Below are 18,950 nucleotides of genomic sequence, written 5' to 3'. Positions count from 1 at the left end.
ACTGCTGTATCTAATTGATTATTAACTAACTAGAGTATTACTATTACGTAAATAACCATTTTGTTGCGCTAATTTTTCTGCAATTAGTTTTTGATAAACCACTTCATAACCATCAGTCATTTTTTGAACACTAAAATTTTCTTCCACATATTGACGACAAGCGTAACGATTTAAATCAGCTACCCTGTCAAGAGAATTAATACATTCTTCCACATTATTACAAAGGAAACCGGTTTCCCCGTTCACAATAACTTCCCTCGTTGAACCCAGTCGCATTGCAATTACAGGTGTTCCTGATGCCATTGATTCTACCATAACTAAACCAAAAGGTTCTCGCCAAGTAATGGGAAACAAAGTCGCATAAGCACCACCCATGAGGGCATTTTTCTGGATATGATTAGCTTCACCTAAATATTCAATTTGCTTACCATCAATATGTGGTTTAATTTTTTGCGTAAAATATTCCATATCTACCACATCTACCTTACCTGCTATTTTTAACCTCCAACCAGTTTTTTGAGCAATTTCAATTGCTAAATGGGGTCCTTTTTCGGGAGACATTCTTCCCAAAAAAGCTAAATAAAGTGGTTCTGTTGGTTGAGGATAAAATTCATAACTACTAACATCAATACCATTATAAACAGTGTCTACATAGTTTAAGCCTAATCTGGGTTCTTGCTGAGAATTAGAAATGCTAACATAAGGCTGTTTTTTGCCATATTTAAAAATTTTTTCGTTATCTGGAGTAAAAATTCCATGTAAAGTGTGAACTGTAGGAGTTTTGACTAAATTGGCGTAAACTAGTGATCCTAGTCCTACATGAGAGTGAATAATATCAAAATTTTCTGCTTGTTCATAAACTAAACCTAACAGTAACATCTCATAAATACCAGGCTCTTTAATAGTAGGATCTAGCCTTAAAGCGCGGGGATGCACTGATACTAACTTGGCTAAACTTAAAGAATCTCCTGATGCAAATAAAGTCACTTCATGTCCCCGACGGACTAATTCATCAGTTAATAAACTTACTACCAATTCTATCCCACCATAAGCTGGTGGTGGTACTCTTTCCCACAGTGGAGAAACCTGAGCAATTTTCATGATCAATCTCCTAAAATATCAGATTTCTACTTCTAGTTAGTTGATGAATAAATGAAATAACTAACAGAGAAATAGCCAAAAATACAAAAACCATCCTTATTTATGATTACTATTAGATCTTATGTTTTATATTCGATATTTTTTGTCTATCTGAGGTAATGTAAATGTCTGATACTTCAGGAATAAATTAGACATAATACACATAGTACAATAGTTATTTTTGGGATTTGCTGCTGGAAATAGAAAGGAAAACGAGTATAATACCATACATTTTATTGATCACAAAAAATCTTTAACTGGCTAGGCTAATTTAATACCAGGAAAAAAGATGATCAATTGTCTTAATTTTCTATTTTTTTTCTCAGAGAACCATATTGTCATATAATATGAGAGGCAAATATTGGGTATATTAGGTGACATGAATATATACAAACAAATAAATAAATCGCGTGTTTCGTGGCCAGCAGTGTTTGCGCTGGTGGTATTTGTGTTTATGTACTTACCTATTCTGGTACTGGCTTTTTATAGCTTTAATCAGTCACCTTACAGCGCTAAATGGCAAGGATTTACCTTAGAATGGTACGGTAAATTATTTAGTGACGAACGGATTTTATCAGGTTTATATAATAGTTTATTGGTGGGTTGTTGCGCTGTGGGAGTTTCCGCAATTTTGGGAACATTAATGGCTGTGGGGTTAGCACGTTATGACTTTCCTGGCAAGAGATTATATCAGGGAATTGCTTATTTACCTTTATTAATTCCTGATATTGCGATCGCTGTTTCTACGTTAGTATGTTTATCAGCCTTTGCTATTCCTTTGAGTATCTGGACTATTATCGCTGCTCATATTGTATTTTGTCTATCTTATGTGGGTTTGGTGGTTTCTTCGCGCATGAATAATATCAACCCTCATTTAGAAGAAGCAGCTTTAGATTTAGGTGCGACACCAATACAAGCCTTTATTTTAGTTTTATTACCTCAATTAATGCCAGCAATTATTTCCGGTTGCTTATTAGCGTTTGTATTGAGTTTAGATGATTTTTTAATTGCTAGTTTTACTGCGGGAAGTGGGACTAATACCTTACCAATGGAAATTTTTAGCCGCATTAGAACGGGAGTTAAACCGGATATTAATGCTTTAAGTGTGATGTTAATTTCGATCACTGCTATTGTGGCTTTGATAGGGGAATTAATTAGAACTGCGGGGGAAAGGAGAGCATAGGGAATAATATTAGTTATTTAGATTAATTATTTAGATAATAAGGATTCTACACTTATCCTTATTTCTTCGTCTTGCTGACAAAAACATTTAATATTAATTTTATCTTGATCTGTTAAAATTGTCCGACAAGTTAATAGATGTGATTTACCAGGAGGTTGTACTAACATTATACTTCAATCAACCCTTATTAACAAAATAATCTCTAGATTTTGATGTTTGATTTACTGTTAAGTAAAAATTGATATTTATGGATTATATTTGTACTGCAAATTCCTCCAAAGCCTGAAAACTGCCTACTTCCCAACTCCTTTTGCTCACATTAGGGATAATCTGAGTAATAGCTATATCTTCAAAATAAGGACTTTGATCAGATTTGATATATTTACCATTTTTCAATAAATAAATAGCCAATTTACCACTATCATATATCCATAATTCTGGAACTCCAATCGCTCCATAAGCATCAAGAGTTGTTTTTGATGTCACATCAATTTCTATAGCTAAATCTGGTGGTAGATGATCAGGTTGTAACCTCCGTAAACCAATTTGTTGATAATTTTGAATATAAAAACAAGCATCTGGTTCAATTCCTGCTGTACCTTGTTTTTTGAAACTTGTTGAACCAAAAGGTTGATATTTAATCCCTTTAGCTTTCAACAATATTTTAACAATATCAGAAATTAGATCTTTGGAAATTTCATGCTCAGGTAAAGGGAGCATAATTTCTAAATTACCTTGATTATAGGCAATTCGTGAAGCTCTTTTTTCTCCCAGTTCTTGTAAAATCGCCTCAAATTCTTCCCAGCTAACATCTGGAATATTAACTGTACTACCAGGTGTTAATTGTATCTGACTTACGGCTTTGAAAACAGGAATAGCTACACTCATAGCATTTATTATTATTATTGATTGATTAAGTTTAACAAAATTAGGGTGGGAATTACCCACCACAAATAATTAAACTTGAATTACACCGTAAACTTAGCCGTAATTCGCTTCATGGCTTCTTCCACATTTTCCCGACTATTAAAGGCCGAAATGCGGAAATAACCCTCACCCGCAGCACCAAACCCAGAACCAGGAGTTCCCACCACATTCACAGTTTCTAATAACTTATCAAAAAATTCCCAACTGGATAAACCATGGGGAGTTTTCACCCATACATAAGGTGCATTTACGCCCCCATAAACATTTAAACCAGCGTTTGTTAGTTCTTGACGGATGATTTTAGCATTGTCTAAATAGAAGTTTACTAAAGCTTTAATTTGTGCTTGTCCTGCTTCTGAATAAACCGCTTCTGCACCTCTTTGAATAATATAAGAAACGCCATTAAATTTAGTAGACTGACGACGATTCCAAAGTTTCCAAAGTTCGACATTAGAACCATCAGCAGCTTTAGCGGTGAGGGTTTTGGGAACAACAGTTAAAGCGCAACGAGTCCCAGTAAACCCGGCATTTTTAGAGAAAGAACGAAATTCAATTGCACAATCTCTAGCGCCTTCTATTTCAAAAATAGAATGAGGTAAACTAGGATCTTTAATAAATGCTTCGTAAGCAGCATCAAAAAAGATAATTGAACCGTTGGCTTTAGCATAATTTACCCATGCTTGCAAATGTTCTTTCGTAGCAGTTGCACCTGTGGGATTATTAGGAAAGCAAAGATAAATTAAATCAACTTTTTGGCTAGGAATTTCCGCTGTAAAATTATTTTCAGCAGTAACAGGTAAATAAACTAAACCACCATATTCGCCTTTTTCGTTCGCATCTCCCGTGTTACCTGCCATGACGTTAGTATCTACGTAAACGGGATATACGGGGTCAGTAACGGCGATAACGTTATTTTTGCCAAAAATATCTAAAATGTTGCCAGAATCGCACTTAGAACCGTCGGAAATAAAGATTTCATCAGCTTCTATAGCTGCTCCTCGCGCTTGAAAGTCGTGGGTGGCGATTTTCTCCCTTAGCCAATTATAACCTTGTTCTGGTCCATATCCTTTAAAACTTGAGCGATCGCCCATATCTTCCACAGCTTTAATCATGGCTGTGCGACAGGCTTCTGGCAAGGGTTCGGTGACATCACCAATCCCTAACCGAATGATTTTAGCATCTGGGTTAGCCTGTGCAAAAGCATTGACCCGTCGCGCAATTTCAGGAAACAGATAACCAGCTTTGAGTTTCAGGTAGTTGTCGTTAATTGTAGCCATGGTAAATTATGGGCAAAAAGATAAAGATAATGATACACTATCTTACTTGGAGGACAGGAATAAAAAGATCCCTAAATTCTTAAAGAGGTCAGGGATCTGAAACTTTAAGTTATATTCGAGAAAATATGAGCCTATTTAATGAAGCTCATAAATAACAAATTATCTAAGAGGTATTAGAAGCTAAAAAAATGATATCTAAAAATCAGATAGCCGAATTATTTAACAATTCCGGTATCTAGCCATGGGAGGTTTTCACAAATCAGACATGATTGCCATATTTTGACAATTTTGAGAAACAAAAAATAATTTATATAGCAAAAAATCGCTCCCAAATTGTTTATTTTGGGCGAAATTTTCAGCTTTCTGACTATCTTGTTTCAATCTGTAAATTATACTCATGGGGTTTTGCCTTTGCAGCTACTAGGAATTTTCAACACCTGATTTATATCTAATTTATTTTCCCGCTTTTGTAATTCGGGGTTAACTGCAACTATTAATTGCCAATCAGTAGGTTTACTACACAACTTTCCAGCAATACTACTGAGAGTATCTCCTGATTTTACATTATAAGTGGCTAGTATTGGCGGCTTCTTTGGAGTAGTAGTAATTATCTGTGGACTGGGGTTGGGACTACTAGTAACTTTAGGAGTACGATTGGGGATAGTCGCAGTATACAAAGCTGTTTGCAGGGAGAAAAAACTGCCCCCAGCACCGATAGTAATACCTATCATCAGCATTAAAATGGCGATTTCTCTTGTCCAAGATTTTGGGCGCTGGGGCAATTCCTCCAAAGAGCGAATTAGAGAAATATCAGTGTCGCAACTAGGACAGATATGACCATCAATTCCTTGATACCCGCAAACAGGACAGTCAATTTTGGTTTTGGTGTTCATCGTGTAAGTTCCGTGATCATGCTATTTCTGGGCAATTTTTGATTTGACCCATGCTGCACATCTGAATTATAATTCAGACCATCGGCACTGCCATAACTTTTCTGCCTTAATATCTAAATCTTGATCATGAAGCGGACAAACTATTATAAATCTATAATAAATAATTATATTTTCTGATGTTTTCTCTACTACTTATTAGATTCTGCTTTATTATGTATTTATTCGCTTTAGCCAGAGATGATCTGTTAGTTTCATAGTTGTGGTTGATCACTTGCGTCTATTGTTCCCCAATAGCCAGAATTTACCCGCGTAAACTGAGTCTGAAATAAAACTGGTAATTATTCAAGGAGCGATCGCCTGGTAAAACCCCAATTTAGTTTTATCCTGGAATAGTGGACTTAAAAAACTTCAGCTTTCCAGATAGATGAGGTTATAATCAGCATTTCTGGCGACTGATAGCGACATTCAAACCACAAACTCCGTAACCTCAAGGATGGAAACGCTTGCAAAGCGTGCCATCAATAGTTACACTTTTTAAAATATTCTCATTTTTGTTTAGCGATTGCTCAAACATTCCCATAGCAAGTTCTTGACAAAAGAATCAAGTTATGGTAGTCCGTCAGCATTGCCAAAATCAAAATCAGCAATAAAAAACTCAGAGATTCTTAATGATGGGCGATTTCCGTCATTTTAGAACTTTAGTCACAAAATTGCTTTGTCAACATAACTATCCAGGAGGCTTGTAGTTAATGGGACTACCTTGGTATCGAGTACATACAGTCGTTCTGAACGATCCAGGTCGGCTGATTTCTGTACACTTAATGCACACAGCTTTAGTAGCTGGTTGGGCAGGTTCAATGGCACTGTACGAACTAGCCGTTTATAACCCTAGTGATCCAATTCTTAACCCCATGTGGCGACAAGGGATGTTCGTACTTCCCTTTATGGCACGTTTAGGCGTGACCGAATCTTGGGGTGGTTGGAGTGTAACCGGTGGTACAGCAGTAGACCCCGGTTTCTGGTCATTTGAAGGCGTTGCTGCGGCTCACATCGTTCTCTCGGGTTTATTATTCTTGGCTGCCGTGTGGCACTGGGTTTTCTGGGATTTAGAACTCTTTAGAGATCCTCGCACAGGTGAACCTGCCCTAGACTTGCCAAAAATGTTTGGTATTCACCTGTTTTTATCCGGTTTACTTTGTTTTGGTTTTGGCGCTTTCCACCAAACTGGACTCTTTGGTCCAGGAATGTGGGTATCTGATGCTTACGGAATCACTGGCAGTATTCAGCCAGTAGCACCAGAATGGGGTCCGGCTGGGTTTAACCCCTTTAACCCCGGTGGCATTGTTGCTCACCACATTGCAGCTGGTGTAGTCGGTATTATCGCTGGTTTATTCCACCTCACAGTTAGACCCCCCGAAAGGCTCTACAAAGCCCTACGGATGGGTAATATTGAAACCGTACTTTCCAGCAGTATCGCGGCAGTATTCTTCGCTGCTTTCGTCGTTGCTGGAACTATGTGGTACGGTAACGCTGCTACCCCCATAGAACTATTTGGACCTACCCGCTATCAGTGGGATCAAAGCTACTTCCGTCAAGAAATTCAGCGTCGTGTGCAAACCAGTGTGTCCGAAGGCGCTACTTTGTCTGAAGCTTGGGCGAAAATTCCTGAAAAATTAGCATTCTACGATTACGTTGGTAATAGCCCCGCGAAAGGTGGTCTATTCCGTACAGGACCAATGGTGAAAGGTGATGGTATTGCTGAATCTTGGCAAGGTCACGCTGTGTTCACAGATGCCGAAGGCCGGGAATTAACAGTTCGTCGTTTACCTAACTTCTTTGAAACTTTCCCCGTAATTTTGACCGATAAAGATGGTGTTGTCCGTGCTGACATCCCCTTCCGTCGGGCAGAATCTAAATATAGCTTTGAACAAACTGGCGTGACTGTCAGCTTCTACGGTGGTAATCTGAATGGTCAAACCTTCACAGACCCCGCTGATGTCAAGAAGTACGCCCGGAAAGCTCAAGGTGGCGAGATCTTTGAATTTGACAGAGAAACTTTGAACTCTGACGGTGTATTCCGTACTTCTCCCAGAGGTTGGTTTACTTTCGGTCATGCTGTATTCGCTTTATTATTCTTCTTTGGTCACCTGTGGCACGGTTCACGGACTATCTACCGTGATGTATTTGCCGGTGTAGAAATTGAAGAAGAACAAGTTGAATGGGGTCTGTTCCAGAAAGTGGGCGACAAGTCAACTCGTCGTAAGGAAGCTTAAAACTTGGATGAGGTATGAAGTGGAAAATATCTACTTCATGCTTTTTCCCTGGCTTGGTCAACTAAAATTACTGGCTCAACAGGCAGGATCTGAAAAATATGGAAAGTGTTGCTTACATCTTGATTTTAACCCTCGCCATCGGTGTTCTCTTTTTTGCGATCGCCTTCCGCGAACCCCCCCGTTTTGAGAAGAAAGATAAGTAGTTAATCAGTTATTAGTCATTGGTCATTGGTGAAAAATAATTTATTCACTTTTGAACCCATGGCTTTTGACTTTTGAATTGCCTAGAATATCCGTTGTTACTAATAGTAGCAACGGATATTTTCATCAGTGGTCAGTGGTCAGTGGTCAGTGGTCAGTTGTCAGTTGTCATTATTGCCTCTTCCCTCTTCCCTCTTCCCTCTTCCCTTTTCCCTTTTCCCTCTTCCCTAAATATGATATAATCCTATATCTGGAAGTTGATATGTGTTAAGATTAGCTATTCTAAGCTAGGATAAGACAGAAATGTAAGTGCAGACGGTTCTCCGACTGCTTACTTATGCACTGAATTTATGACAAAACCTTTACGGAGACTAGAACCAGGAACACATTAGCATGGTCAATCAGAATTTAACCGCTACAGAAATTGGATTTACTCTCGAAGATTTCGCTGCTCTACTTGATAAATACGACTATCACTTCAGCCCTGGTGATGTCGTACCGGGTACAGTTTTCAGTATAGAGCCGCGCGGCGCTCTGATTGACATAGGTGCGAAAACCGCAGCATATATACCCATACAAGAAATGTCTATTAACCGGGTAGATGCCCCGGAAGAAGTCTTACAATCAAACGAAACGCGGGAATTTTTCATCCTTACCGATGAAAATGAAGATGGTCAGCTCACCCTTTCAATTCGTCGGATTGAGTATATGCGTGCTTGGGAACGGGTACGACAGTTACAAGCAGAAGATGCTACTGTCCGTTCTGGCGTTTTCGCAACCAACCGTGGTGGTGCATTAGTGCGAATTGAAGGACTGCGCGGCTTTATCCCCGGTTCTCATATTAGCACTCGCAAACCCAAGGAAGATTTGGTAGGTGAAGAACTACCTTTGAAATTCCTAGAAGTAGATGAAGAGCGTAACCGCTTAGTTCTCTCCCATCGTCGGGCGCTAGTTGAGCGCAAGATGAACCGTTTAGAAGTTGGCGAAGTAGTCATTGGTACGGTTCGCGGTATCAAACCTTATGGTGCTTTTATTGATATTGGTGGTGTAAGCGGACTACTACATATTTCGGAGATTTCCCAGGAGCATATTGACACTCCCCATAGCGTATTCAATGTCAATGATGAAGTTAAAGTTATGATCATTGACTTGGATGCCGAAAGGGGACGGATTTCGCTGTCTACTAAACAGTTGGAACCCGAACCTGGTGACATGATCAAAAACCGTGATTTGGTTTATGACAAGGCTGAAGAAATGGCAGCTAAGTATCGGGAACAACTGCTTGCTAAACAGCAAGGTATTACCACACCGACAGAAGTAGCACCGCTGGAAGCCGGATCTGAAGAAACCATAGCTGAAGAAGTTGCAGTTGTGGAAGCTGTGGCCGAGGAAGAAATTCCCCCAGCGACTGAAGAATAATAGATTTATAGTTATAAGTAATTATAACTGAGATCGTTGTATGATCAAGAGGGGACACCCCCCTTTTTTTTACCTTGAATATGACTAGGGTGAGATATTTTGGTAACTATTAAATGTCAAAACACGGCGTTTTACCGTATCGAAGCAATTTTATTTGATAAAAACGGCACTTTAGAAGATTCTGAGGCATATTTAAGAACACTAGGACAAAAAGCAGCGAGGATGATAGACGCGCAAATTCCTGGTATTGGCGAACCATTGTTAATGGCTTTTGGTATTAACGGTGATTTCTTAGATCCAGCGGGTTTAATATCAGTAGCCAGTCGTCGAGAAACAGAAATTGCAGCAGCGGCCTATATTGCGGAAACCGGGAGGGGATGGTTTGAGTCTTTAAAAATTGCCCGTCAAGCAATAAATGAGGCTGACCGATATGTTAGTAAAACTCCTTCACCTTTATTTGTGGGGAGTTTGGAGGTATTAAAGTCTTTGTCAGTAGCGGGGTTAAAATTGGGGATTCTGTCAGCAGCAACCACTGAAGAGGTACAGACATTTGTAAGAACTCATCAGTTAAGTAATTATTTACAGCTAGAAAAGGGTGTTGATGATGGTCCTAGTAAACCAGATCCAATACTGTTTTTAGAAGCTTGTCAAGCTTTGGGAGTAGAGCCAGGAGCGACTTTAATGATAGGTGATTCTGTGGGTGATATGCAAATGGCGCGTGATGCTAAAGCTGCTGGCTGTATTGGTATTACTTGGATTGGTAAAGCAGATCATGTTCAAGGTGCAGATGTGGTAATTAATCAACTTGATCAAATTCAGGTAATTATGGATTAAGAGGATCTGTGAAAAGTTTTCGGCGAATATATAATACTCCGCCGCAAGACTTTTATGGCTACACGATGCAACCTATCAGCAAACCCTATTTAATCTCTGGTTTGTCAGGATTTATCAGGTTTTGGTTAAGTTTATCACCAAAAATCTTATCATAGTTGGAAGCGACGGCTAAAAATGCACCCGCTAAAATATATATGGGCAAAGGTATAGAAAAAGCTCGCAACCACTTAAAAAACTCCGCCGCAGCAAACAGTACAAAAAAGCATAGCAGCCAAACTCTCATGATTTTATCCATTCCATACTAGGTTATCTTGTTACTAATTTTAGATGAGGCATAAATCAATTAAAAATTAAAAATAACAGAAAACTCATCAATCTAAAATCTCAAATTTAGCTAAGATTGTTTAGGTATTATTATGATTTATGCAAATGATTGAAGTTGAGCATCTTACTAAAACTTATGGTTCAACAACAGCAATTACTGATGTTACTTTTAGCGTTGAACCAGGGGAAATTTTAGGGTTTTTAGGTCCAAACGGTGCCGGTAAAACCACAACCATGCGAATTTTAGCCGGTTATTTACCTGCCAGCAGTGGGACAGCGAAAATTGACGGTTATGATGTCCATGATAATTCTTTGCTTGTGCGTCAGCGCATTGGCTACTTACCAGAGACACCACCCTTATATCCAGAAATGACGGTAGAAGGATTTTTACACTTTGTAGCGAGAATTAAAGGAGTTTCTTCAGGCGATCGCTCGAAAAAAGTAACAGCAGCTATAAAGAGATGTAACCTAGAGGAGAAGCGCCAAGTCATTATTCGTAAACTCTCGAAAGGTTATCGGCAAAGGGTTGGTATTGCCCAAGCGATCGTTCATGATCCTCCAGCTATTATTCTTGATGAACCTACAGTGGGACTTGATCCCCGACAAATTACGGAAGTACGCAACTTAATTAAAAGTTTAGCAGGAACACACACTATTATTCTCTCTACACATATTCTCCCGGAAGTGAGTATGACCTGTAGCCGAGTTGCCATTATTAATCGCGGACAAATAGTGACAACTAATACCCCAGAAAATCTAATGACACAATTAACAGGTGGGGCAGGATATGAATTAGAAATTACAGGAGAAGCACCTTTAGCCAAACAAATGTTACAAAATATATCTGGCGTGAGTTTAGTAGAATCAATGCCTAACCATCAACATTTGCTAGAAGATCATACTTATTTACGGGTAATATTACAGCAGGGAGAAGAACCAGGAAAAGAAATTGCTACTGCTTTAATTCGGGCTGGCTTTGGTTTATATGAAATGCGTCGTATTAGTGCAACACTAGAAGATGTTTTCTTAGAATTAACCACAACAGAAAAGAATTTACCCACAAATATAAACTCAGAAATCGAAGAAGGAGAAGCTGCATAAATGGGTATAGTCATCGCCAATATTATTGCCATTTACCGTCGAGAACTACAGAGTTATTTTGTTTCCCCATTAGCTTATGGCATAGCCAGTGCATTTTGGTTTTTAGCAGGTTTATTTTTCGTCATGATTTTATTGGGACCAGAAGGAATTTTAGTTACAGTTTCTGGTTATGATTTACAAGGGCAGCAGCCTGGATTTCCAGCACCAATAATAGATGTTCCTTATGAATTTGTGCGGGCATTTTTAGATAGAATGGGATGGTTAATGTTATTTATCTTGCCGATTTTGTCAATGGGACTCTACGCCGAAGAACGCAAACGAGGAACTTTAGAACTATTAGCCACATCACCAGTTACCAACTGGGCTGTAGCCGTAGGCAAATTATTAGGAGTATTAACATTTTTATTGACAATGATTTTACCTTTAATGGGATTTGAAGCGATCGCTTTATCCAATTCCACTCCTCCCATATCACCCACAATTCCCTTGCTGGGTCACTTAGGATTACTCTTACTAGCAGCAGCAATTTTATCATTAGGAATGTTTATTTCCTCATTAACAGATAGTACAATTTTATCGGCAGTCCTCACCTTTGCCATAGTTATTTTGCTGTTATTTGTTGATTTAATTGCCAAAACCATTCCCAGTCCAATTGGTGAAGCAGTTAGTCATCTATCCCTCCTCAAACATTACAATACCCTGATTCAAGGAATTTTCGATACCAGCGGCTTGATTTTATTTGCCAGTTACATTATCTTAGGTATTTTTCTCACAGCCCAATCAATTGATGCACTTCGCTTTCAACGTCACTAGTTATTTTCTCTTGATTATTCTCTCCTATAAATAATGAATAAAAAATGAATAGAAACAAACTTTGGAAACTTATATTTTGGCTAGGACCATTCTTCATCACCGCTGGTTTAACCATTCGTTTAACATCAGTAAATTCAGGAATAATCCCCCTATCATTAATAATAACAGGTGCAGTTATTTGTGCCTTGTGGGTAGTAGTACAAACCCAACAAAGTAAATGGTGGCAAAAGCGTTCTACCCAATCTACTACTAATGCCTTAATCGCAACTTTGTCCGTATTAGTTATATTAGGATTAATTAACTTTTTAGGTATTCGTTACCACCTGCGTCTAGACTTAACAGATACTCAACTATTTACTTTATCACCTCAATCCAGGGAATTAGTCAGTAATTTACCCGAAACAATGAAAGTTTGGTTATTTACTAAAGAAAAAAATTCCCAAGATCAGGAATTATTAGATAACTATCATCGTCAAAGTAACAAGTTTAAATTTGAGTATGTTGATCCTGAATTAAAACCAGGACTAGTAGACAGATTTGGTGTTAAAGATTATGGCGAAGTTTATCTAGAATTTCAAACAAAACGGCAATTAGTACAAATAATTAGTGAGGATGAACGACTATCAGAAATAAAATTAACTAATCGTTTACAACAAATGATCAATCCTAAAACGGCTAAAGTTTACTTTCTTCAAGGACATAGTGAACACCCACTTTCCGGTAGTAAAGGGGCAATTTCTAAAGCAATACAGGGCTTAACTGATAAAAACTTTACTACATCAACTTTGAATTTAGCAGAACGTCCTCAAGTTCCTAATGATGCTGATGTTGTAATTGTAGCTGGACCCCAAAAAGAATTATTGACGGGAGAAGTTACAACGTTACAAAATTATCTTAATCGTGGTGGTAACTTATTATTGATGATTGATCCCAACACCAACCCGAAAATAGATACTCTTCTGAAAGAGTGGGGTGTGCGTTTAGATAATCGCTTGGTCATTGATAATTCTGGAGAAAGTTTGCAACTAGGACCGGCTACTATTTTGGTGACAGAATATGGACAGCATCCTATTACTAAAGATTTTGCCAATAATATTTCTGTATATCCATTAACTCGTCCTCTGGAAATTGATCCTGTCTCTGGTGTTGAGTCTATGGTTTTATTAAAAACTAAACCCTATCCTAATAGTTGGGCAGAAAGTGATCAAAAAAGTGAAAAACTAGAGTTTAATGAAGATAAAGACTTAAAAGGACCTTTAACTTTAGGAGTAGCATTAACTAGAAAATTATCAAATTCCCCAATTCCAACTGCCAAAACTTCCCCAACTCCAATTCCAACTGCCAAAACTTCCCCAACTCCAACTGCAACTGCCAAAACTTCCCCAACTCCAATTCCAACTGCAATTCCAACTGCAATTCCAACTGCCAAAACTTCCCGAAATACTGCTAAAGAATCACGGTTAGTAGTATTCGGAAACTCAAATTTTGCCACTGATAGTTTATTTGAACAACAGTTAAATGGAGATGTCTTTTTAAATACGGTTAGTTGGTTAAGTCAACAGGATGAAAAACTTCTGTCAATTCGTCCTAAACAACCAAAAAATCGCCGGATTATTATATCAAATCGGGAAGCTAACTTGTTAACAATATCTGCTGTGTTTTTATTACCTTTACTGGGGTTGCTAACAGGTTTTATTATTTGGTGGAAACGTAGATGAAAAATAAATTAGTAATTCATGATGCTAAACTAAAGCATTGGCTTTGCTTTCAAGATCCTGATGAAATCATCCAAACTAATAGTATTGATCAAGTTGTTACCAAATTGCAACTCGTGAATGATTTGATTGCTAAACATCAAATATATGGGGCGGGTTTTATTAGTTACGAAGCTTCAACAGCTTTTGATTCGATACTAAAAACCCATTCTCCTTGTTCATTTCCGTTACTCTGGTTTGGATTATATAAAAAACCAGAAATTATTGATTTACCAAAACCTACCTTAGCTGGTGAATATAAACTTAATTGGACACCTTCAGTACGTGAAGAAGAATATCATCAAGCCATTAGTAAAATTAAAAAATATATTTCCTTGGGGGAAACTTATCAAGTCAATTATACATTACGTTTAAATGCACCTTTTAGTGGTGATACTTGGGAATTATTTCTGAAATTAGTGCAAGCACAAAAAGCAGATTATGGGGCTTATGTTGATATTGATAACTTTGCTATTTGTTCCGCTTCCCCTGAACTTTTTTTTCATCTTGATGATCATCACTTAACCTCGCGTCCCATGAAAGGAACAGCAGCTAGAGGTTTAACATTAGTAGCAGATCATGATATTGCTAATCAACTACATTTTTCCGAAAAAAACCGCGCGGAAAATGTGATGATTGTGGATATGATTCGCAATGATATCGGACGAGTAGCTAATATTAATACAGTCAAAGTTCCCAGTTTATTTAATGTCGAGAAATATCCCACAGTTTGGCAAATGACATCTACTGTTACAGCCAAAACTACAGCTTCCATGAGTGAAATTATGGGCGCGTTATTTCCCTGCGCTTCTATTACCGGCGCACCTAAAGCCCGGACGATGGAGATTATTCAGGAATTGGAAAATACACCGCGCCGTATTTATACTGGCTGTATTGGTTTTATTAGTCCCCAACGTCAAGCCCAATTTAATGTTGCTATTCGCACTGTATTAATTGATAAAGAAAATAAGCAAGCAGAGTATGGAGTTGGAGGAGGAATTGTCTGGGATTCTGTGAGTAGTGACGAATATCAAGAATGTCAGATTAAAGCCCAAGTTCTCACATTAAATCAACCAGATTTCTCACTTTTAGAAACAATTTTATGGCAACCTCAAAATGGTTATTTTGTATTGAATTATCATTTACAACGGTTACAAGATTCAGCAAATTACTTTGGTTTTAATGTGAATATAAATAATGTCAAAACTCAACTTGATCAATTAACAAAATCATTTTACAATCAAGATTATAAACTACGGTTATTATTAGATTCCCAGGGTGAAATTATATATCAAACAATACCTTTATTGCCTGTAAATAATCATGAACTTGTCAAACTAGGTATGTGTTGCACACCGATTCAATCCAATAATATATTTTTGTATCATAAAACAACAAATCGCCAAGTTTATGAAATAGCAAAAGCCCCTTTTCCTGATTGTGATGATGTTTTATTGTGGAATGAAAGAGGTGAAATAACAGAAACCTGTATTGGTAATATTGTGGTAGACTTGAATGGAGAATTGCTGACACCCCCAGTAAAGTGCGGTTTATTAGCAGGGACTTTTCGCGCTAATCTACTTGAAAAATGTAAAATTAGAGAGGAAATTATCACGGTAGAAATGTTAAAATATAGCCAGCGTATCTATATAATTAACTCAGTGCAAAAATGGCGAAAAGCGGTTTTAATTTCTCATTAACTAAATGATTTTATTAATTGGTTATCAATATGAAATTGCCAAAAACGACTTGGATTTTAATACTTTTAGCTCTGGGTTTAGGGAGTTTTGTATATTTCTATGAAATTAAAGGAAAAACTCAACCAACAGAAATAAAAGCCCAAAAACAGAAAATTTTCTCCTTTACTGCTAACGATGTCCAATCTTTAACAATTAAAGCCAAAAGTACAACATTAAAACTAGAAAAAAGGAATACAACTAAAAAACCTGAATGGGAAATCAAATCTCCCATATCAGCACCGGCAAATGATGCAATTGTTTCTTACTTGATGGATTTGTTAGTTGATGGTAAAATTGAAAGAACAGTATCAGTTTTACCCACTGAATTACCAGAATTTGGTTTAGATAAACCTGTAGCGACTATTGATATTCAACTGAAAAATAAACAAAACTATCAATTGATTTTAGGTAAAGCTGAGTTTAATAATCGGTTCTTATATGCTCAAGCTGATGCTAATCAAAATCTCAAATTATTGTTAGTTTCCAAGGATTTTTTTAATGCAGTCAATCGAGACATATCAGAATGGAAACAAATACAAGAAAAGACTAATGTAAAACCATTACCTATCCTACCTAAACCAAACTTGCCATGACAAAACAAACAGCAACCTTATTAATTTCTTGCCCAGATCAAAGAGGATTAGTAGCTAAATTTGCCAATTTCATTTATGCTAATGGTGGCAATATTACTCATGCAGATCAACATACAGACTTTGAAGCCGGATTATTTCTGAATCGCATAGAATGGCAATTAAAAGGATTCAATTTACCTAAAGATTTAATTGCTCCTGCTTTTAATGCTATCGCTCAACCTTTAAATGCAAAATGGGAATTACACTTTTCTGATACTCTTCCCCGCATTGCCATTTGGGTAAGTCGTCAAGATCATTGTTTACTTGATTTAATTTGGAGACATCGCGCAAAAGAATTTCATGCAGAGATTCCTTTAATTATGAGTAATCATCCCGATTTACAAGCGGTAGTTAAACAATTTGGCATTGATTACCATTATATACCTATAACTAAAGAAAATAAACAAGAACAGGAAATTAAACAACTAGAATTACTGCATGAATACAAAATTGATTTAGTGGTTTTAGCCAAATATATGCAAATAGTTAGTGCAGATTTTATTGCAAAATTCCCGCAAATTATTAATATTCATCATTCATTTTTACCCGCCTTTGTTGGTGCTAATCCCTATCATCGAGCCTTTGAAAGGGGTGTAAAAATTATTGGTGCAACAGCCCATTATGCTACACCTGAATTGGATGCAGGACCAATTATAGAACAGGATGTGGTGCGGGTAAGTCATCGAGATGAAGTGAATGATTTAATCAGAAAAGGGAAAGATTTAGAAAGAATTGTCTTAGCAAGAGCGGTAAGATTACATTTACAAAATCGCGTTTTAGTTTATGGCAATAGAACGGTAGTTTTTGAGTAAATTTATTTAATCGGAATTGATCATCTTAGCTATCGTTTCCATCATCAAAAAAAGCCGATGAGAATAATCAGGAAAGCAAATGAATTGATAATGCTCATAAAAAGTATGCTTTTTTTTTAGCGGCTCTATTAAATAATGATTAAAAGCATCAAAATTATCTGTTAATTGCACTTACTACACCCATATTCTTTTTATAGCGTTGAGCCGCAAGCCGTAACTTGTTACTGGGTTCTGGTGGATTAAACAGTGCTTCTACAAAAACCTCTTGGTCTTTTCTGCTTAAAACCATGATTTCATGTTCCTGAATAATCTGGTCTTTATTCTGTGGACTGATACGGGCTTCTAATCTTTCTGATTTGGAACGCAAGGATTTTTCTGGGCTGTTTCTAGCCATTGAGTGAGTCATGATACTTCTTACACAATAAATGTGATGTGTAAATCTTTAGTGTACGGCAAATGTCCTAACAAATAATAGTGTACTGATTTATTCAACAAATGCCCACTATCCCCAATCTCCAGACTTTCCACCTGTTTTACTAACTAAATGAATCGCTTCAATTTGAATCGTTTTTTCTAACGCTTTAGCCATATCGTACAAAGTTAAAGCAGCAATAGACACCGCTGTTAAAGCCTCCATTTCCACACCAGTTTCCGCCTGAGTTTTCACAGTAGCATCAATTTGATAACCAGGTAGTTGGGCATCAGGGATAATCTCAACGGTAATTTTCTGTAAAGGTAAGGGGTGACAGAGAGGAATTAAATTAGCTGTTTGTTTAGCGGCCATGATTCCCGCCAACCTAGCCGTTGCTAAAACATCACCTTTAGGAGTGTTTCCCGCTTGAATAGCAGCGAAAGTCTCAGGTAACATCCGCACCTTACCAGTGGCCACCGCTTGACGAATAGTGGCTGTTTTACCTGATATATCAACCATTTGAGCCTCTCCTTGAGCATCCAAATGGGTTAACGAAAAAGAATTTGAAAAATGATCTTGCATAATTGGGAAAGTGTGTGTTATTATAAATCTTGTAAGTCAAGGTTGTAAGTCAAGGGTGTGTAGCTCAGTGGACTAGAGCACGTGGCTACGGACCACGGTGTCGGGGGTTCGAATCCCTCCTCGCCCGTTCTATAATTTTAAATGCACAAGCCCCTTTTTTGGAGTTTGTGCATTTTTAATGGTCTTGGGATTTAATCTCAAAATAACGTAGTATATTGGGGTTAATCGTATTTAAACGCGAGATGAAATACCTAACTCCAGAACAAGTTTATAAACAATTCAGCTATCACTCCAAGACAATCGCTTGTGGGGGCTGACAAGGAAAAAATAGCCGAAAAACAAAATATTTATGAGCCAAATAGTAGCCAATGTGATTTAATAGAAGGTAGTGAGTCTAGACTATGAAACTCAAAGTTAAAAATCAGTTAACCGTTACGAGAATCGCCATTTTAGGGACTAAAAAACTAAATACTTGGAAATCTAACGAACTTGATTTAATTGCTTTGCGTTTAGGACAACTACGCTCTGACTTGTGGAATGAGTTCGGCTCGTTAAAGGCTTGGGGTATTTCTAAATTTGAGATTGACAAACAGCTACGCACATCTAAAGACAAATACCAATTACCTGCTAAATT

The 18,950-nt window shown here is 37.5% G+C and carries 18 protein-coding genes, 1 tRNA gene and 1 pseudogene; 13 read left to right on the top strand and 7 right to left on the bottom strand.

What is annotated here, in order from left to right:
• Positions 1-21 precede the first annotated feature (21 nt).
• The gene (locus H6F39_RS07260; RefSeq protein ID WP_137909124.1) at positions 22-1,101 is read right to left on the bottom strand and encodes a glycosyltransferase family 4 protein; all 1,080 of its coding nucleotides are present in this window, start codon (positions 1,099-1,101) and stop codon (positions 22-24) included.
• Between the two features lie 493 nt (positions 1,102-1,594).
• On the opposite strand from H6F39_RS07260, the gene H6F39_RS07255 reads away from it, so the two are divergent.
• The gene (locus tag H6F39_RS07255; RefSeq protein ID WP_137909125.1) at positions 1,595-2,323 is read left to right on the top strand and encodes an ABC transporter permease; all 729 of its coding nucleotides are present in this window, start codon (positions 1,595-1,597) and stop codon (positions 2,321-2,323) included.
• A gap of 252 nt (positions 2,324-2,575) precedes the next feature.
• Here the strand turns inward: H6F39_RS07255 and H6F39_RS07250 are convergent, their stop codons facing one another.
• From H6F39_RS07250 to H6F39_RS07240, 3 genes are all read right to left on the bottom strand, one after another.
• Positions 2,576-3,211 carry a Uma2 family endonuclease gene (locus H6F39_RS07250; RefSeq protein WP_190396457.1) on the bottom strand — a complete coding sequence of 212 codons (636 nt, stop codon included), beginning with the start codon at positions 3,209-3,211 and terminating at the stop codon, positions 2,576-2,578.
• Positions 3,212-3,291: 80 nt separating this feature from the next.
• The gene (locus H6F39_RS07245) at positions 3,292-4,527 is read right to left on the bottom strand and encodes an LL-diaminopimelate aminotransferase (protein WP_190372333.1); all 1,236 of its coding nucleotides are present in this window, start codon (positions 4,525-4,527) and stop codon (positions 3,292-3,294) included.
• Between the two features lie 395 nt (positions 4,528-4,922).
• Entirely contained in the window at positions 4,923-5,420 is a 498-nt protein-coding gene (locus H6F39_RS07240) for a LysM peptidoglycan-binding domain-containing protein (RefSeq protein ID WP_137909128.1), read from the bottom strand.
• Between the two features lie 749 nt (positions 5,421-6,169).
• Between H6F39_RS07240 and psbB the strand changes: the two genes are divergently transcribed.
• The 4 genes from psbB (at position 6,170) to H6F39_RS07220 (ending at position 10,147) form a co-directional block, all read left to right on the top strand.
• Positions 6,170-7,693 carry a photosystem II chlorophyll-binding protein CP47 gene (gene psbB, locus H6F39_RS07235; protein WP_190396456.1) on the top strand — a complete coding sequence of 508 codons (1,524 nt, stop codon included), beginning with the start codon at positions 6,170-6,172 and terminating at the stop codon, positions 7,691-7,693.
• A gap of 98 nt (positions 7,694-7,791) precedes the next feature.
• Positions 7,792-7,896 (top strand): photosystem II reaction center protein T, encoded by a 105-nt coding sequence (locus H6F39_RS07230; RefSeq protein WP_071604841.1) that lies wholly within the window; start codon positions 7,792-7,794, stop codon positions 7,894-7,896.
• 391 nt (positions 7,897-8,287) lie between these two features.
• Positions 8,288-9,313 (top strand): 30S ribosomal protein S1, encoded by a 1,026-nt coding sequence (locus tag H6F39_RS07225; RefSeq protein ID WP_137909132.1) that lies wholly within the window; start codon positions 8,288-8,290, stop codon positions 9,311-9,313.
• Positions 9,314-9,412: 99 nt separating this feature from the next.
• Positions 9,413-10,147, top strand: a complete 735-nt coding sequence (locus H6F39_RS07220) for an HAD family hydrolase (protein ID WP_190372331.1) — start codon at positions 9,413-9,415, stop codon at positions 10,145-10,147.
• 85 nt (positions 10,148-10,232) lie between these two features.
• On the opposite strand, the gene H6F39_RS07215 is transcribed toward H6F39_RS07220, so the two are convergent.
• Entirely contained in the window at positions 10,233-10,430 is a 198-nt protein-coding gene (locus H6F39_RS07215) for a hypothetical protein (protein ID WP_137909134.1), read from the bottom strand.
• Positions 10,431-10,576: 146 nt separating this feature from the next.
• On the opposite strand from H6F39_RS07215, the gene H6F39_RS07210 reads away from it, so the two are divergent.
• From H6F39_RS07210 to purU, 6 genes are read left to right on the top strand one after another with little or no spacing between them, the layout of a single operon-like run.
• Positions 10,577-11,572 (top strand): ABC transporter ATP-binding protein, encoded by a 996-nt coding sequence (locus tag H6F39_RS07210; RefSeq protein WP_137909142.1) that lies wholly within the window; start codon positions 10,577-10,579, stop codon positions 11,570-11,572.
• Positions 11,573-12,385, top strand: a complete 813-nt coding sequence (locus H6F39_RS07205) for an ABC transporter permease (protein WP_137909135.1) — start codon at positions 11,573-11,575, stop codon at positions 12,383-12,385.
• A gap of 44 nt (positions 12,386-12,429) precedes the next feature.
• A complete protein-coding gene (locus tag H6F39_RS07200) occupies positions 12,430-14,103 on the top strand; it encodes a Gldg family protein (RefSeq protein ID WP_190396455.1) in 1,674 nt (557 codons plus the stop codon).
• Positions 14,100-15,839 carry an aminodeoxychorismate synthase component I gene (gene pabB, locus H6F39_RS07195; RefSeq protein WP_137909137.1) on the top strand — a complete coding sequence of 580 codons (1,740 nt, stop codon included), beginning with the start codon at positions 14,100-14,102 and terminating at the stop codon, positions 15,837-15,839. Before H6F39_RS07200 ends, pabB begins: the two co-directional genes overlap by 4 nt.
• Positions 15,840-15,868: 29 nt before the next feature.
• Positions 15,869-16,471, top strand: a complete 603-nt coding sequence (locus tag H6F39_RS07190) for a DUF4340 domain-containing protein (protein WP_137909138.1) — start codon at positions 15,869-15,871, stop codon at positions 16,469-16,471.
• The gene (purU, locus tag H6F39_RS07185) at positions 16,468-17,322 is read left to right on the top strand and encodes a formyltetrahydrofolate deformylase (RefSeq protein WP_137909139.1); all 855 of its coding nucleotides are present in this window, start codon (positions 16,468-16,470) and stop codon (positions 17,320-17,322) included. The genes H6F39_RS07190 and purU overlap by 4 nt, the downstream gene beginning before the upstream one ends.
• Positions 17,323-17,476: 154 nt before the next feature.
• Here the strand turns inward: purU and H6F39_RS07180 are convergent, their stop codons facing one another.
• A complete protein-coding gene (locus tag H6F39_RS07180; protein ID WP_137909140.1) occupies positions 17,477-17,728 on the bottom strand; it encodes a DUF1778 domain-containing protein in 252 nt (83 codons plus the stop codon).
• 96 nt (positions 17,729-17,824) lie between these two features.
• Positions 17,825-18,316 carry a cyclic pyranopterin monophosphate synthase MoaC gene (gene moaC / locus H6F39_RS07175; protein WP_137909141.1) on the bottom strand — a complete coding sequence of 164 codons (492 nt, stop codon included), beginning with the start codon at positions 18,314-18,316 and terminating at the stop codon, positions 17,825-17,827.
• A gap of 53 nt (positions 18,317-18,369) precedes the next feature.
• On the opposite strand from moaC, the gene H6F39_RS07170 reads away from it, so the two are divergent.
• Both H6F39_RS07170 and H6F39_RS07165 read left to right on the top strand, forming a co-directional pair.
• Positions 18,370-18,443 (top strand) — tRNA-Arg (locus H6F39_RS07170).
• A gap of 274 nt (positions 18,444-18,717) precedes the next feature.
• A pseudogene (locus H6F39_RS07165) lies at positions 18,718-18,950 on the top strand (addiction module component); the annotation flags it as partial.

This window comes from Dolichospermum sp. FACHB-1250 (assembly GCF_014696335.1).
Classification (GTDB): Bacteria; Cyanobacteriota; Cyanobacteriia; order Cyanobacteriales; family Nostocaceae; genus Dolichospermum; species Dolichospermum planctonicum.
The sequence above is the reverse complement of the archived record's forward strand: the minus strand, read 5'-3'. Positions and strand labels throughout refer to the sequence as shown.

What these genes read in the sequence shown, in the direction of transcription:
- H6F39_RS07260 (WP_137909124.1), bottom strand. Translation starts at nt 1,101, where the DNA reads ATGAAAATTGCTCAGGTTTCTCCACTGTGGGAAAGAGTACCACCACCA.
- H6F39_RS07255 (WP_137909125.1), top strand. Translation starts at nt 1,595, where the DNA reads ATGTACTTACCTATTCTGGTACTGGCTTTTTATAGCTTTAATCAGTCA.
- H6F39_RS07250 (WP_190396457.1), bottom strand. Translation starts at nt 3,211, where the DNA reads ATGAGTGTAGCTATTCCTGTTTTCAAAGCCGTAAGTCAGATACAATTA.
- H6F39_RS07245 (WP_190372333.1), bottom strand. Translation starts at nt 4,527, where the DNA reads ATGGCTACAATTAACGACAACTACCTGAAACTCAAAGCTGGTTATCTG.
- H6F39_RS07240 (WP_137909128.1), bottom strand. Translation starts at nt 5,420, where the DNA reads ATGAACACCAAAACCAAAATTGACTGTCCTGTTTGCGGGTATCAAGGA.
- psbB (WP_190396456.1), top strand. Translation starts at nt 6,170, where the DNA reads ATGGGACTACCTTGGTATCGAGTACATACAGTCGTTCTGAACGATCCA.
- H6F39_RS07230 (WP_071604841.1), top strand. Translation starts at nt 7,792, where the DNA reads ATGGAAAGTGTTGCTTACATCTTGATTTTAACCCTCGCCATCGGTGTT.
- H6F39_RS07225 (WP_137909132.1), top strand. Translation starts at nt 8,288, where the DNA reads ATGGTCAATCAGAATTTAACCGCTACAGAAATTGGATTTACTCTCGAA.
- H6F39_RS07215 (WP_137909134.1), bottom strand. Translation starts at nt 10,430, where the DNA reads ATGAGAGTTTGGCTGCTATGCTTTTTTGTACTGTTTGCTGCGGCGGAG.
- H6F39_RS07210 (WP_137909142.1), top strand. Translation starts at nt 10,577, where the DNA reads ATGATTGAAGTTGAGCATCTTACTAAAACTTATGGTTCAACAACAGCA.
- H6F39_RS07205 (WP_137909135.1), top strand. Translation starts at nt 11,573, where the DNA reads ATGGGTATAGTCATCGCCAATATTATTGCCATTTACCGTCGAGAACTA.
- H6F39_RS07200 (WP_190396455.1), top strand. Translation starts at nt 12,430, where the DNA reads ATGAATAGAAACAAACTTTGGAAACTTATATTTTGGCTAGGACCATTC.
- pabB (WP_137909137.1), top strand. Translation starts at nt 14,100, where the DNA reads ATGAAAAATAAATTAGTAATTCATGATGCTAAACTAAAGCATTGGCTT.
- H6F39_RS07190 (WP_137909138.1), top strand. Translation starts at nt 15,869, where the DNA reads ATGAAATTGCCAAAAACGACTTGGATTTTAATACTTTTAGCTCTGGGT.
- purU (WP_137909139.1), top strand. Translation starts at nt 16,468, where the DNA reads ATGACAAAACAAACAGCAACCTTATTAATTTCTTGCCCAGATCAAAGA.
- H6F39_RS07180 (WP_137909140.1), bottom strand. Translation starts at nt 17,728, where the DNA reads ATGACTCACTCAATGGCTAGAAACAGCCCAGAAAAATCCTTGCGTTCC.
- moaC (WP_137909141.1), bottom strand. Translation starts at nt 18,316, where the DNA reads ATGCAAGATCATTTTTCAAATTCTTTTTCGTTAACCCATTTGGATGCT.